Genomic DNA, 12058 nt, shown 5'->3' with positions numbered 1-12058 from the left:
CGGACGGCCGGTCCCGCGTTGCACGATCAGGTTTATCCAGGCCCGGATGGTTCCACGCCGCACCGCCGCCGCTTGAGTGTGCGGCGGGGGTGGCTACGCTTTGCGGTGATGAGTCTGCGCTCGCTGGTCTACTCCTTCTACGAACGGCGCCTCGCCAGGAAACTGGTGGGCAAGCCGGTGCCCCGCCATGTCGGCGTGATGTGCGACGGCAACCGCCGCTGGGCCCGCGAGATGGGCTTCGTCGACCCGAACGACGGCCACCGCGTCGGCGCCGTCCGGGTCAAGGACCTGCTCACCTGGTGTGACCAGGCCGGTATCGAGCACGTCACGCTCTACCTGCTGGCGACCGACAACCTGCAACGCCCGGCCGCCGAGCTCGACCCGCTCGTGAAGATCATCGAGGACCTCGCGACCGAGCTGGCCGAGCAGGGCAACCCCTGGCGGCTGCGCATGGTCGGCGCGCTCGACGTGCTGCCGGCCGGCACCGCGGCGGCGCTCAAGGCCGCGCAGGAGAAGACGCAGGACCGCAGCGGCGGCGTCGAGGTCAACATGGCGGTCGGCTACGGCGGCCGGCGCGAGATCACCGACGCGGTCCGCTCCCTGCTGCAGGAGCACGCGGCGTCCGGCGGCACGCTCGAGGAGCTTGCCGAGATCCTCGACGTCGAGCACATCGCCGAGCACCTCTACACCCGTGGCCAGCCCGACCCCGACCTGGTCATCCGCACCAGCGGCGAGCAGCGGCTGTCCGGCTTCCTGCTCTGGCAGTCGGCGCACTCGGAGTTCTACTTCCACGACGCCAACTGGCCCGACTTCCGGCGCATCGACTTCCTGCGGGCGCTGCGCTCCTATGCCAGTCGCCAGCGTCGCTACGGCGCCTGACCGGCATTTTCCCGAGCGCCATCCGATCGATGGGGGTACGCGGGGAGAGCCCGCTCGTGACGACGCCGGAGTGACCCGGCGGCGGGGTGACCGGCGCGGCCCGTCACCCGTGCCACCGCGAAGCCGGCGGCCGCTCCACGGGCGCCCACGCCGTCGCGAGAGCGGCCGGCGCGCTCACGGCCCGTACCGTCGCGAGAGCCGGCGGCGGACCCCGGGCGCGCTCACGGCCCGTACCGTTGCGAGAGCCGGCGGCGGACCCGCGGGCGTGCCCACCGTGCGTACCGCCGCAATGGTGTTTTGATCCTGGGTCAGAAGCGGTCCAGGCCCGCGGTGAGGAACTTCGCGACCGCGGTGGGCGAGTCGAGGGTCAGGTCGGCGGCGCTGGACACCTCGGCGCCCGTCTCGTTGTTCGCCACCGCGACAGCCATGCCGAAGAACGCCGGGTCGACCGCCTCCCGCGCCCGCAACGCGTCGAAGGCCTTGATGTCCGACATGTCATCCCCGAAGTACCACGCGCACCCCGCGTCGCGGACCCCTTCGGTGATCACCATGCCCTTGTCCTGGTCGACCGGCGGCTTCAGCTCGACCACCATGCGACCGCGCTGGATCAGCAGCCCGTGCTCCTCGGCCTGCTCCAGCGCCCACTTCTCGACCTGGGCGGCGCGCGCCGGGTCCTTGCGGTAGTGCAGGGCGACGGCGAGCCTCTTGTACTCCACCTCGACCGGCCTCTGCAGCGCGGCGCGGGCGGCGGCGGCCAGCCTCTCCATCGGCTTCTCGTAGCTCAGCGCGGCCGGCTTCGTGACCACCTGGCCCTCGTGCCACACCTCGAGCCCGTAGAGGCCGAAAAGATCGACGTGCGCCAGCGAGGCGAAGTGCGTGCGCAGGAACGTGACAGGCCGGGCCGAGACGATCGCCACCCGGGCGACCCGGCCGGCCAGACGGTCCAGAACCTCCGGAATTCCGGCGACCGGACGTGAACTCTCCGGATCCTCGGTGATCGGTGAGAGAACGCCGTCGAAATCGAAGAAGAACGTGGTCCCCGACGCGTCGCGGGCGGTGCGCGCCCAGGCGTCGTCAGCGCTCACGGGATGGGTCGGACGCTCGGTCTCTGCCACGTCGCCAGACTACCCGGGGAGGGTGTCCTTTTATGCCGGCTGGAGTTCTCCTGGGGCGAGCGTCACCCGTCGGTGCCCGATTTTGCGCACTACCGCGGGAGCGTGTTGACCGCTAGCGTTTGTGTCATGGCACGGGGTTATCCCGGGCCAGCCGGTCGGCCCGGACCTGCGATGACATGCGCCACAGGGCCCGCAATCCGCCCCTGTGCACGTGCCGGCGGCCGGAGGTGGCGGACCGCGGGTGGCGGGTTGCACGCCCGCTGGAGCAGGCCTGTGACATCTCGCCGTACCGATGCCGGTGTCGCCTCTTCTTCCGACCCGGCCGACAAGGTGACCAAGAGCCGTGCCACCACCTCGCGCCGCACGGTGCGCGACCGGCACGCCGAAGCCGAGCCCGCCCCGGCCGGCAAGGTCTTCGTCCTGGACACCTCGGTCCTGCTGTCCGACCCGGCGGCGTTCCGCCGGTTCACCGATCACGAGGTGGTCGTCCCGCTCGTGGTCATCTCCGAACTGGAGGGCAAACGTCACCACCCCGAGCTCGGCTGGTTCGCCAGGCAGTCCCTGCGGATGCTGGACGAGCTGCGCATCAAGCACGGCCGGCTGGACCAGCCGGTGCTCTGCAACGACGAGGGCGGCACGCTGCGCGTCGAGCTCAACCACGCCGACCAGAGCGTGCTCCCGCAGGGCTTCCGCAACGACTCGAACGACACCCGGATCCTCTCGGTGGCGCTCGGGCTGACCGCTGAGGGCCGGGACGTCACGCTGGTCAGCAAGGACATGCCGCTGCGCGTCAAAGCGGCCTCGGTGGGCCTGTCCGCCGACGAGTACCGCCACGGCCAGGCCAGCGATCCCACCTGGACCGGCATGGCCGACCTGGAGCTGGGCGAGGACCAGGTCAGCGCCCTCTACTCGGGTGACGAGCTGGAGGTCGACGAGGCGGGCAGCCTGCCCTGCCACACCGGTCTGGTGATCCATTCACCGCGCGGCTCGGCCCTGGGACGGGTCACTCCGGACAAGACGGTCAAGCTGGTCCGTGGCGACCGGGACGCCTTCGGCCTGCGCGGCCGGTCCGCCGAGCAGCGGATCGCGCTGGACATCCTGCTCGACGAGTCGATCGGGATCGTGTCGCTGGGCGGCAAGGCGGGCACCGGCAAGTCCGCGCTGGCGCTCTGCGCCGGCCTGGAGGCGACCATGGAGCGCAACCGCCACAAGAAGGTGGTGGTGTTCCGCCCGTTGTACGCGGTCGGCGGTCAGGAGCTCGGTTATCTGCCCGGCAGCGAGACGGAGAAGATGTCGCCGTGGGCGCAGGCCGTCTTCGACACGCTCGGCGCCGTGGTGCACGGCAACGTCGTCGACGAGGTGCTCGCCCGGGGCATGCTCGAGGTGTTGCCGCTGACCCACATCCGGGGCCGCAGCCTGCACGACGCGTTCGTGATCGTGGACGAGGCGCAGTCGCTGGAACGCAACGTGCTGCTGACCGTCCTGTCGCGAATCGGGCAGAACTCCCGGGTGATCCTGACCCACGACGTGGCCCAGCGGGACAACCTGCGCGTCGGCCGGCACGACGGGGTCACCGCGGTCATCGAGGCGCTGAAGGGGCATCCCATCTTCGCGCACGTGACGCTCACCCGCTCGGAGCGTTCGCCGATCGCGGAAGTGGTCACCGACCTACTGGAGGACATTCCGCTGTGAAGTGACGCCAGCACGGGCCTTTGTCCCAATTGTAGTGAAAAATCTGGTGACTAAGCTCACAGATCAGCGCTGGCATTTCACATCCATCGCATGCTGAGCCATGGTGTCTGGCGAGCACCACGCCTTGGCAGTGACGTTGAAGATCAACCCGTCGCGGGTGTGAGGCGGTGCTCGCGGCACGACCGACCGCGTCCGCGCGGGGGCGTGCCGCGTCATTGCCCCCGACGAAGGGAATCTTCGTGAATCGGCTCTGGAGCCGGCTCGGAGTTCGCACGGCGTCTGTCGGTCTGCTGGTGGCGGGTCTCGGCGGCGGTGTGTACCTCGGACAGGACCGGGACGATCAGCAGGTGGGCGCCGAGCCGCAGCTGGTCATGCAGGCGAACGCCCAGGAGATCGCGCTTATCAAGCAGCGTCAGGCCGACCACGCCGCGGCCCGCGCGTACCGGCGTTCCGTCGAGGACGCCGTCGCGGCCAAGGCCGCCACCGAGGCCAAGGCTGCCGCGGGCAAGGCGCGCACGCTGGAGAAGCAGGTCATCGCGAAGGCCGAGGCCGAGAAGAAGGCCGAGGCGGCGAAGAAGGCCAAGGCGGCCGGTGGGGCGGTGCCCTACGCCGGCGACATCCCCTCGTCCTGCAGCGAGTACTCGGGCAGCCGGGGAGTCGGCTGCGCGCTGATGCTGGAGGCCGGCTTCAAGATCGACCAGTTCCCCTGCCTGGACAAGCTCTGGAAGCGCGAGAGCGGCTGGAACTACAAGGCCCTCAACAGCGGCTCCGGCGCCTACGGGATTCCGCAGGCGCTGCCGGGCAGCAAGATGGCGTCGGTCGCCAGCGACTGGAAGACGAATCCGGCCACCCAGATCAAGTGGGGTCTCGGGTACATCGAGGACCGCTACAACACCCCGTGTGGGGCGTGGAACCACTCGGAGAGCTCCGGCTGGTACTGAGTTCACATTCGTGGGACGGGGCCGCGCGGCTTGATCGCGCGGCCCTGTCTATTGTGATCAAATGTCCGCATGGTCCGAATTGTCACCTTGCTCGCCGTGGTGGTTGCCCTCGCCGCCGGTGACGTGCCGGCCCATGCCACCGGACGGCCGACCCTCGAGGTGGTCGGCGGCGCCGTGGCCAAATCCGGCGAATTCCCGTGGGCGGTCCGGCTCTCGATGGGCTGCGGCGGCACGCTGACCGCGCCCCGGGTGGTGCTGACCGCGGGCCACTGCGTCGGGCCGACCGGGCCGAACACCAAGATCCTGGTGACCGCCGGGGTGACGGACCTCAAGGCGCGCAACGCGCTCACCGCGCGCTCGGTCGAGGTGATCCGCGCGCCCGGGTTCACCACCGAGACCCGCGGCGACGACTGGGCGGTGGTCAAACTCGACCGGGTGCTGCGGCTGCCCGCCATCGGCCTGGTCCCGGACGCCTCCGGCGATCAGGGCCAGGTCACCGTGATGGGGTGGGGGCAGACCAGGGAGGGCGCGCTGCGCCAGGAGCGGCGGCTGCACTACGCGACCGTGCCCACGATTCCGGACGACACGTGCGCCAAGGCGTATCTGGCGGCGAAGGTGACGCTCGTCAAGGAGGACTCGATCTGCGCGGGGCGGCACGGGGTGGACACCTGCCAGGGCGACTCCGGCGGGCCGATGGTGCGGCGCGGACGGAGCGGGTGGGAGCAGGTGGGGATCGTGAGCTGGGGGCTGGGCTGTGCCCGGGATGCCTATCCGGGGGTTTACACACAGATCTCCCGGTTTCGTACGGCTATTCTGGCGGCCATCGCCAAGCTTTCCTCCTGAGCCTTCGTCTCTGCTGGGCTTCTGTTCCACGCGCCCGCGGCTTTCTTCCCGGGTGGTCGGACGGGCCGCTGCCCGGCACCATTGGCGGTATGAGTTACGGGCTGCCCGAACTGCGTAACGACGAAGCCTCCAGATTCGGCACCGAGGCGTTCTACGCGTCCATGGGGCGAGCGTTCGTCACCATGTGCGCGGTCATCCCGGTCCTCTTCCTGATCGAGGCGCTCGACGTGGCCCTCGGCTCCGGCACGCTCGACGTGGCCGGCGGCATCATCCCGCACGACCCGCACGGCCTGGACGGCGTCCTGTTCAGCCCGTTCCTGCACGCGGGCTGGGACCACCTCTACGGCAACGCGGTGCCGCTGATCCTGGTCGGCACGTTCGCGCTGGCCGGCGGCGCGCGTCGGTTCATCTGGTCGACGCTGACCATCATGTTGGTCAGCGGCCTGGGCGTGTGGTTCGTCGGCGACCCGGGCAGCGTCGTGGTCGGCGCCAGCGGCGTGATCTTCGGTTACCTGGGGCTGCTCTTCGCCCGGGGCCTGACCGAGCGCAGCTGGTGGAGCCTGGCCGTGGCCGCCTTCATCGGGCTCCTCTACTGGTACCAGATCTACAACATCCTGCCGACCGATCGGGCGATCTCCTGGCAGGGGCACGCGCTCGGGCTGGTCGGCGGTTTCATCGCGGCGTTCGTCTTCCGCAGGCGGTTCTGAGGCGCGGTGTTCTTGTTCTGCCGGCGGTGCTGAAGGGGTGGTGCTCCTGTTACGCACGCGGTGCTGAGGGGTGGTGCCCCTGTTGGGCACGCTGCCGAGATCGTGGGAGGCGGCCCGCGGGCCGCCTCCCACGTCCGTCAGTGCGACACGGCCGGCAGATGGCCGTCGAAGTCCACAGCGGAATAGAGCGCCAGCTTCTCCAGCCGGTGGTAGGAGTCGATCACCCGGATCGTCCCGCTCTTCGACCGCATCACGATCGACTGGGTGTGTGCGCCGCCGGAGCGGTACCGCACGCCCTTGAGCAGGTCACCGGAGGTCACCCCGGTCGCCACGAAGAAACAGTTGTCGCCGGTGACCAGATCGTCGGTGGTGAGCACCCGGTCCAGGTCGTGGCCGCCGTCGAGCGCCTTCTGCCGCTCCGCCTCGTCCCGCGGCCACAGCTTCGCCTGGATCATCCCGCCCAGGCACTTGATCGCGCACGCCGCGGTGATGCCCTCAGGCGTGCCCCCGATGCCCATCAGCACGTCGACGTCGGACTCCGTGCGAGCCGCCGAGATCGCGCCGGCGATGTCACCGTCCGAGATGAACTTGATGTTCGCCCCGGCCCGGCGGACCTCCTCGACCAGCCGAGCATGCCGCGGCCGGTCCAGAATGCACACGGTCACGTCCGAGACGCTGGACCGCTTCGCCTTCGCGATGCGGCGCAGATTCTCCGCGGTGCCGGCGTTGATGTCGATCACGTCGGCGCAGTCCGGGCCGACCGCGATCTTGTCCATGTAGAACACCGCGCTGGGGTCGAACATCGCCCCGCGCTCGGCGACCGCTAGCACCGACACCGCGCCGGGCATGCCCTTGCTCATCAGCGTGGTCCCGTCGATCGGGTCGACCGCGACGTCCACCTCGGGCCCGGTGCCGTCACCGACCCGCTCGCCGTTGAACAGCATCGGGGCCTCGTCCTTCTCCCCTTCGCCGATCACCACGACGCCCTGCATCTGGATCGAGTTGATGAGCTTGCGCATGGCGTCGACGGCCGCGCCGTCACCGCCGTTCTTGTCGCCGCGTCCGACCCATCGACCGGCGGCCATGGCGGCGGCCTCGGTCACGCGGACCAGGTCGAGGGCGATGTTGCGGTCGAGGTCCTGGGGGAACCGGGCAGGCATGTCGGCCTCCTCGCGTCGTTGCGGGGCTGGTGGTTCCCCTGATCCTGGCATCCGAGGACGTGCCAAGTCCCGGTTCAGCGACATGGTTAACAATGAGCAGGTGGAACCCGCTGCTACCTCGACCACGCCGGGCGAGCCGGGCGAGCCCGCCCGGCCTCAGGCCGGCGCGGCTTCGCCTCCTGAGCCGTCCGGGCCCGCATCGGCCTCGCCGGCTGCGTCCGGGCGTGCCTCCGCGGCCGCCTCGGAGCCGGCCGAGCCGGTCGCCCCTGAGCCCGCGGCCGCTCAGCCGGTCGCCTCTGAGCCAGTCGCTCCTCAGCCGGCCGCCTCTGCGGCCTCCCAGCCGCGCCTTTCCAAGCGGGAGGGCCGGTCGCCACGGGACATGGCCCTGTCGCTGATCGTGCTGATCGTGCCGATCGCGCTGCTGCTGATCTTCTACCGGGTGGTGCTCGACGGCGACAAGCCGCTGACCGTCGACCCGGCCCCGTCGATCCAGCAGGCCTCGAAGGAGTTCACCGTGCTGGCCCCGGCGGGTCTGGACCAGGACTGGCACGTCACTGCGGCCACCTTCAAGCACGAGAAGGCCGGGGCCACGCTGCGCATCGGCTACGTCGACCCGGACGGTGACCCGGTTCAGCTGGTGGAGAGCACCACCCCGGCGGACACGCTGCTGCCGGCCGAGGTCGGCAAGGACGGCAAGCGGACCGGCACCTACCGCACCGACGCGGGCGCCTGGCTGGTCTACAGCGGGCGGCCGGGTGAGGTCGCGCTGGTCTCCACCGAAGCCAACCGCACGATCCTGATCGTCGGCAAGTCCGAGCAGGCGAACCTGGAGAAACTGGCCGCCTCCCTGAAGTGACCCGCGCCCGGCCGCGGCCCGCGGGGCCCGCGGCCATCGCGTTCCGCGGCGCCCGGTCGATGCATTCCGTGGCGGGCGGCTCACTTCGCGGTAGCCGGTCGCTCCGCCGAGGCAGCCTGGTCACCTCGGCCGGGCGGCTGGGTCACTCCGCCCGGGCGGCCCGCGCGGCGTCGATCCGGTCGCGGGCGTTGTCCAGCCAGCGCTGGCAGACGTCGGCGAGCCGCTCACCGCGCTCCCACAGCGCGAGCGACTCCTCCAGGCTGCCGCCGCCCTGCTCCAACCGCCCGACCACCTCGGCCAACTCGGTCCGCGCCTGCTCGTAGCTGAGACTCTCGTCGCTCATTCGCCCTCTCCCGAAACCACAGTCGCCGTCAGTGAGCCCTCGGCCAGCCGCACCCGCAGCGGGTCGCCCGCGGCCACCTCGCCGGCCGCCCGCACCACGTGCCCGTCGCCGCGCTGCACGATCGCATAGCCGCGCTGCAGCGTGGCCAGCGGCGACAGCGCGCGCAGCCGGGCCAGCGTGTGCCGCAGCTCGTCGTCGGCGCGGCGCACCCGGTGTTCCAGGCTGCGGCCGGCCCGGTCGCGCAACGCGGTCACCTCGGCGGACCGCTGCTCGATCAGCGACTCCGGCCGGGCCAGCACCGGCCGGGACCGCCACGCCTCGATCCGCTGCTGCTCCCGGCCGATCATGCTGAGCACCGCGCGGTCCAGCCGCTGCCGGGCGTGGTCGATCAGCCGCAGCTCCTCGGCGAGGTCGGGAACGATCCGCTTGGCCGCGTCGGTCGGGGTGGACGCGCGGAAGTCGGCCACGTAGTCCAGCAGCGGGGTGTCCGGGTCGTGGCCGATCGCGCTGACCACCGGGGTGCGCGCGGCGAACACCGCCCGGCACAGCGCCTCGTCGGAGAACGGCAGCAGGTCCTCCACGCTGCCGCCGCCCCGGGCGATCACGATCACCTCGACGCTCTCGTCGTCGTCGAGCACCTTGAGCGCGCCGAGAATCTGCGGCACCGCGTTCGGCCCCTGCACCGACACGTGCGCCACCCGGAACTCGGCGGCCGGCCAGCGGCGTTTCGCGTTCATCAGCACGTCCCGCTCGGCCGCCGTGTTCTGCCCGGTGATCAGGCCGATCCGGGTGGGCAGGAACGGCAGCCGGCGCTTGCGCTCGGCGGCGAACAGGCCCTCCGCCTCGAGCAGTCTCTTCAGCCGCTCCAGCCGGACCAGCAGCTCGCCGAGGCCGACCTGGCGGATCTCGTCGGCGCGCAGGCTCAGCGTGCCGCGCGCCGGATAGAACTCGGGTTTGGCGTGCAGCGTCACCCGGGCGCCCTCGTCGAGGTCCGGCGCGCCGGCCTCGAGCACGTCCCGGTGCAGCGTGACGGTCAGGCTCAGGTTGGCCGCCGGGTCACGCAGGGTCAGGAAGACGATGCCGCCGGAGCCGGCGCGCCGGCTGATCTGCGCGACCTGGCCGTCCACCCAGACCCAGCCGAGCTTGGCGATCCAGGCGCCGATCTTCTGGCTGACCACGCGCACCGGCCACGGATCGTCGGCGGTGCTCTTGGGCGGCGTGGCGGCGGCCTGGGCTTCGTTCACCCGGCCAGACTAGGACAGCCCACCGACATTTTCGTCGGCGCGATGCTGCGCCACGTAGGCGCGCGACTCGGCGTGCGCGGCCGGCTCCCCGGCACCCGCGCCGTCCCGGGTGTGCCGGCCGTCCCCGGCCGGCCCGCCCTCCGCCACGCGCCCGCCGTCCTCCCCGTCGTGCCGGGCGACGTACTCGGTCAGGTCCACCGGCGTGCGCCGCTCCGGCAGCAGCTTCTCCACCGCCCGCACCGGCACCAGGGTCACCAGTCCCGCGCAGCACCAGAAGACCAGGTCGGCGCCGAGGTACCAGGGGTCGGCGTGCACCCCCGCGCCGGTGCCGAGGAACGGATAGGGCAGGCCGCGCCGCTGCGGATATCCGGCCAGGCAGCACCGGGCCGTGGTGACCAGCAGCCCGAGTCCCGGCCCGGCCAGCCCCACCACACCGGCGACGATCCATCCGGCGCGGCTGGGCCGGACCCGGTGCAGGGCCAGCAGGACCATCCCACCGAGCGTCACCACCACGTGGAACACCACGTACGCCGTGCCGTCGACGCCGGTGACCAGGCCGAGCACGCCGACCCCGGCGAGCAGCCAGCCGGTCATCACCCGCAGCACGGTCGGGACCGAGGGCCACCCGTCGTCCCGCTCGACGCTCATGAACCCGAGTATCCCGCCCTTTAGCGTATCTATGGGGCGAAACGGATCAAAAGCTGCAAGTCACAACGGCCGGCGCCGCCGTCGCTCCCGGACGATGCGCCAGACCAGGCCGATGGCGACGAAGACCAGGAAACTCGTGTACGCCCAGAGCACCGCATCCGTGATCAGCGTCGCCGGGTCGGGGTGCCAGCCGGCCGCTACGGCCAGCCGGTGCGCCTCCGCCAGGCTGTCCGCGCCCGCCGACCGGGACAGCCAGGCGTACGGCCAGCCCCGCTCCTCGGACCAGGCGAACATGCAGCAGACCTGCTCAGTGCGTACCCCCAGGGTCGCGAGCGGGCCCGCCACCGCACCGGCCACCGCGCCCACCAGGGCGAACGAGGCCGGAGGCCGAAGTCGATGCCAGAAGATCAGCGTGCCGCCGGCGGCCAGCAGCACCAGCCCGGCCGGGGTGAGCAGCAGGGCGAGCGCGCCGAGCACACCCGTCCCGGCGCCGATCATCACGCGGACGGGGTGGTCGGCGAGCTTTCCGGCCGTCGTCATGGGTGGATCTCTACCACCCGGGCGCAAGCGCTGTGGCACTTATCGCACGACGGCGGGGGCCTGCGGCGGGCACGTACCATGGCCGGGTGACTGAACCTCGTAAGCGGGTGTTGCTCGCCAAGCCGCGTGGCTACTGCGCCGGTGTCGACCGCGCCGTGCAGACCGTCGAGGAGGCGCTGAAGCTGTACGGCGCCCCGGTCTACGTGCGCAAGCAGATCGTGCACAACAAGCACGTGGTCAGCACGCTGGAAGCGCGCGGCGCGATCTTCGTCGAGGAGAACTACGAGGTGCCCGAGGGCGCGACAGTGGTCTTCTCCGCGCACGGCGTCGCGCCCGAGGTGCACGAGCAGGCCCGCGAGCGCAACCTCAAGGCGATCGACGCCACCTGCCCGCTGGTGACGAAGGTGCACCACGAGGCCAAGCGGTTCGCCGCCGAGGACTACGACATCCTGCTGATCGGTCACGAGGGCCACGAGGAGGTCATCGGCACGTCCGGCGAGGCCCCGGCGCACATCCAGCTCGTCGACGGCCCCGACGACGTGGACAACGTCGTCGTGCGGGACCCGGCCAAGGTCGTCTGGCTGTCGCAGACCACGCTCTCGGTCGACGAGACGATGGAGACGGTGGCCCGGCTCAAGACCAGGCTGCCGCTGCTGCAGTCGCCGCCCAGCGACGACATCTGCTACGCCACGTCCAACCGCCAGCACGTGATCAAGGAGATCGCGCCGGAGTGCGACGTGGTGATCGTGGTCGGGTCGACGAACTCGTCGAACTCGGTGCGCCTGGTCGAGGTCGCGCTCGGCGCCGGCGCCCGGGCCGGGCACCTGGTCGACTACGCGTCGGAGATCCAGGACGCGTGGCTGGAGGGCGCCACCACGGTCGGCGTCTCCTCCGGCGCCAGCGTCCCCGACGAACTGGTCATGGAGGTGCTGGCGCACCTGGCCGAGCGGGGCTTCGGCGAGGTCACCGAGTTCACCACGGCCGAGGAGCGGCTCACCTTCTCGCTGCCGCAGGAGCTGCGCAAGGACATGAAGGCGGCGGCTGCCGCCAACGCCGCCGGCTGATCCGGTCGCTCACGTCGGCGGCGCCG

At 71.2% G+C, this 12058-nt stretch carries 13 protein-coding genes; 7 read left to right on the top strand and 6 right to left on the bottom strand.

Features of this window, described 5'->3' with window-relative positions; translation table 11 throughout:
• Positions 1-108: 108 nt before the first annotated feature.
• Positions 109-879, top strand: a complete 771-nt coding sequence (locus tag Asi03nite_RS19445) for an isoprenyl transferase (protein ID WP_203681640.1) — start codon at positions 109-111, stop codon at positions 877-879.
• Positions 880-1187: 308 nt separating this feature from the next.
• On the opposite strand, the gene otsB is transcribed toward Asi03nite_RS19445, so the two are convergent.
• Positions 1188-1994, bottom strand: a complete 807-nt coding sequence (gene otsB / locus Asi03nite_RS19440; RefSeq protein ID WP_203681637.1) for a trehalose-phosphatase — start codon at positions 1992-1994, stop codon at positions 1188-1190.
• Positions 1995-2267: 273 nt separating this feature from the next.
• Here otsB and phoH2 point away from each other — a divergent pair, with 273 nt between their 5' ends.
• The 4 genes from phoH2 to Asi03nite_RS19420 all read left to right on the top strand — a co-directional run bounded on the left by phoH2 (position 2268) and on the right by Asi03nite_RS19420 (position 6177).
• On the top strand, positions 2268-3686 hold the full coding sequence (gene phoH2, locus Asi03nite_RS19435) for an RNA 5'-3' helicase PhoH2 (RefSeq protein ID WP_203681634.1): 1419 nt from the start codon (positions 2268-2270) through the stop codon (positions 3684-3686).
• A gap of 239 nt (positions 3687-3925) precedes the next feature.
• Positions 3926-4627, top strand: coding sequence for an aggregation-promoting factor C-terminal-like domain-containing protein (locus Asi03nite_RS19430; RefSeq protein ID WP_203681631.1), 702 nt, complete (start codon positions 3926-3928; stop codon positions 4625-4627).
• 69 nt (positions 4628-4696) lie between these two features.
• Positions 4697-5470 (top strand): S1 family serine peptidase, encoded by a 774-nt coding sequence (locus Asi03nite_RS19425; RefSeq protein WP_203681628.1) that lies wholly within the window; start codon positions 4697-4699, stop codon positions 5468-5470.
• An 89-nt stretch (positions 5471-5559) separates the two neighbouring features.
• Positions 5560-6177 carry a rhomboid family intramembrane serine protease gene (locus Asi03nite_RS19420; protein WP_203681625.1) on the top strand — a complete coding sequence of 206 codons (618 nt, stop codon included), beginning with the start codon at positions 5560-5562 and terminating at the stop codon, positions 6175-6177.
• Between the two features lie 137 nt (positions 6178-6314).
• Here Asi03nite_RS19420 and glpX read toward each other — a convergent pair whose 3' ends face one another.
• On the bottom strand, positions 6315-7337 hold the full coding sequence (glpX, locus tag Asi03nite_RS19415; RefSeq protein WP_203681611.1) for a class II fructose-bisphosphatase: 1023 nt from the start codon (positions 7335-7337) through the stop codon (positions 6315-6317).
• On the opposite strand from glpX, the gene Asi03nite_RS38555 reads away from it, so the two are divergent.
• On the top strand, positions 7261-8193 hold the full coding sequence (locus Asi03nite_RS38555) for a DUF4245 domain-containing protein (protein WP_307834019.1): 933 nt from the start codon (positions 7261-7263) through the stop codon (positions 8191-8193). The two genes, glpX and Asi03nite_RS38555, sit on opposite strands and share 77 nt — an antisense overlap.
• 142 nt (positions 8194-8335) lie before the next feature.
• Here Asi03nite_RS38555 and Asi03nite_RS19405 read toward each other — a convergent pair whose 3' ends face one another.
• Genes Asi03nite_RS19405 through Asi03nite_RS19390 form a run of 4 tightly spaced genes read right to left on the bottom strand, consistent with a single transcriptional unit; the run spans position 8336 to position 10968 of the window.
• Positions 8336-8536: an exodeoxyribonuclease VII small subunit gene (locus tag Asi03nite_RS19405; RefSeq protein ID WP_203681607.1), complete on the bottom strand. Its 201-nt coding sequence runs from the start codon at positions 8534-8536 to the stop codon at positions 8336-8338.
• Positions 8533-9780: an exodeoxyribonuclease VII large subunit gene (xseA, locus tag Asi03nite_RS19400; protein WP_203681605.1), complete on the bottom strand. Its 1248-nt coding sequence runs from the start codon at positions 9778-9780 to the stop codon at positions 8533-8535. Before xseA ends, Asi03nite_RS19405 begins: the two co-directional genes overlap by 4 nt.
• Positions 9781-9789: 9 nt before the next feature.
• Complete coding sequence (locus tag Asi03nite_RS19395; RefSeq protein ID WP_203681603.1) at positions 9790-10428, bottom strand: hypothetical protein; 639 nt, start codon at positions 10426-10428, stop codon at positions 9790-9792.
• A gap of 60 nt (positions 10429-10488) precedes the next feature.
• Entirely contained in the window at positions 10489-10968 is a 480-nt protein-coding gene (locus Asi03nite_RS19390) for a hypothetical protein (protein WP_203681601.1), read from the bottom strand.
• Between the two features lie 41 nt (positions 10969-11009).
• On the opposite strand from Asi03nite_RS19390, the gene Asi03nite_RS19385 reads away from it, so the two are divergent.
• Positions 11010-12032 (top strand): 4-hydroxy-3-methylbut-2-enyl diphosphate reductase, encoded by a 1023-nt coding sequence (locus tag Asi03nite_RS19385; RefSeq protein ID WP_307834020.1) that lies wholly within the window; start codon positions 11010-11012, stop codon positions 12030-12032.
• Positions 12033-12058: the final 26 nt, after the last annotated feature.

The sequence above is a fragment of the Actinoplanes siamensis genome, from assembly GCF_016862395.1.
Lineage (GTDB): Bacteria > Actinomycetota > Actinomycetes > Mycobacteriales > Micromonosporaceae > Actinoplanes > Actinoplanes siamensis.
Note: the sequence above shows the minus strand (reverse complement) of the source record. Positions and strands in the feature narration are given on the sequence as shown.

Bases quoted from the DNA above. Each gene is read 5' to 3' on its own strand.
- Asi03nite_RS19390 (WP_203681601.1), bottom strand. From the start codon at position 10,968: ATGACGACGGCCGGAAAGCTCGCCGACCACCCCGTCCGCGTGATGATC.
- Asi03nite_RS19425 (WP_203681628.1), top strand. From the start codon at position 4,697: ATGGTCCGAATTGTCACCTTGCTCGCCGTGGTGGTTGCCCTCGCCGCC.
- Asi03nite_RS19420 (WP_203681625.1), top strand. From the start codon at position 5,560: ATGAGTTACGGGCTGCCCGAACTGCGTAACGACGAAGCCTCCAGATTC.
- Asi03nite_RS19395 (WP_203681603.1), bottom strand. From the start codon at position 10,428: ATGAGCGTCGAGCGGGACGACGGGTGGCCCTCGGTCCCGACCGTGCTG.
- Asi03nite_RS38555 (WP_307834019.1), top strand. From the start codon at position 7,261: ATGGCGGCGGCCTCGGTCACGCGGACCAGGTCGAGGGCGATGTTGCGG.
- glpX (WP_203681611.1), bottom strand. From the start codon at position 7,337: ATGCCTGCCCGGTTCCCCCAGGACCTCGACCGCAACATCGCCCTCGAC.
- Asi03nite_RS19405 (WP_203681607.1), bottom strand. From the start codon at position 8,536: ATGAGCGACGAGAGTCTCAGCTACGAGCAGGCGCGGACCGAGTTGGCC.
- Asi03nite_RS19445 (WP_203681640.1), top strand. From the start codon at position 109: ATGAGTCTGCGCTCGCTGGTCTACTCCTTCTACGAACGGCGCCTCGCC.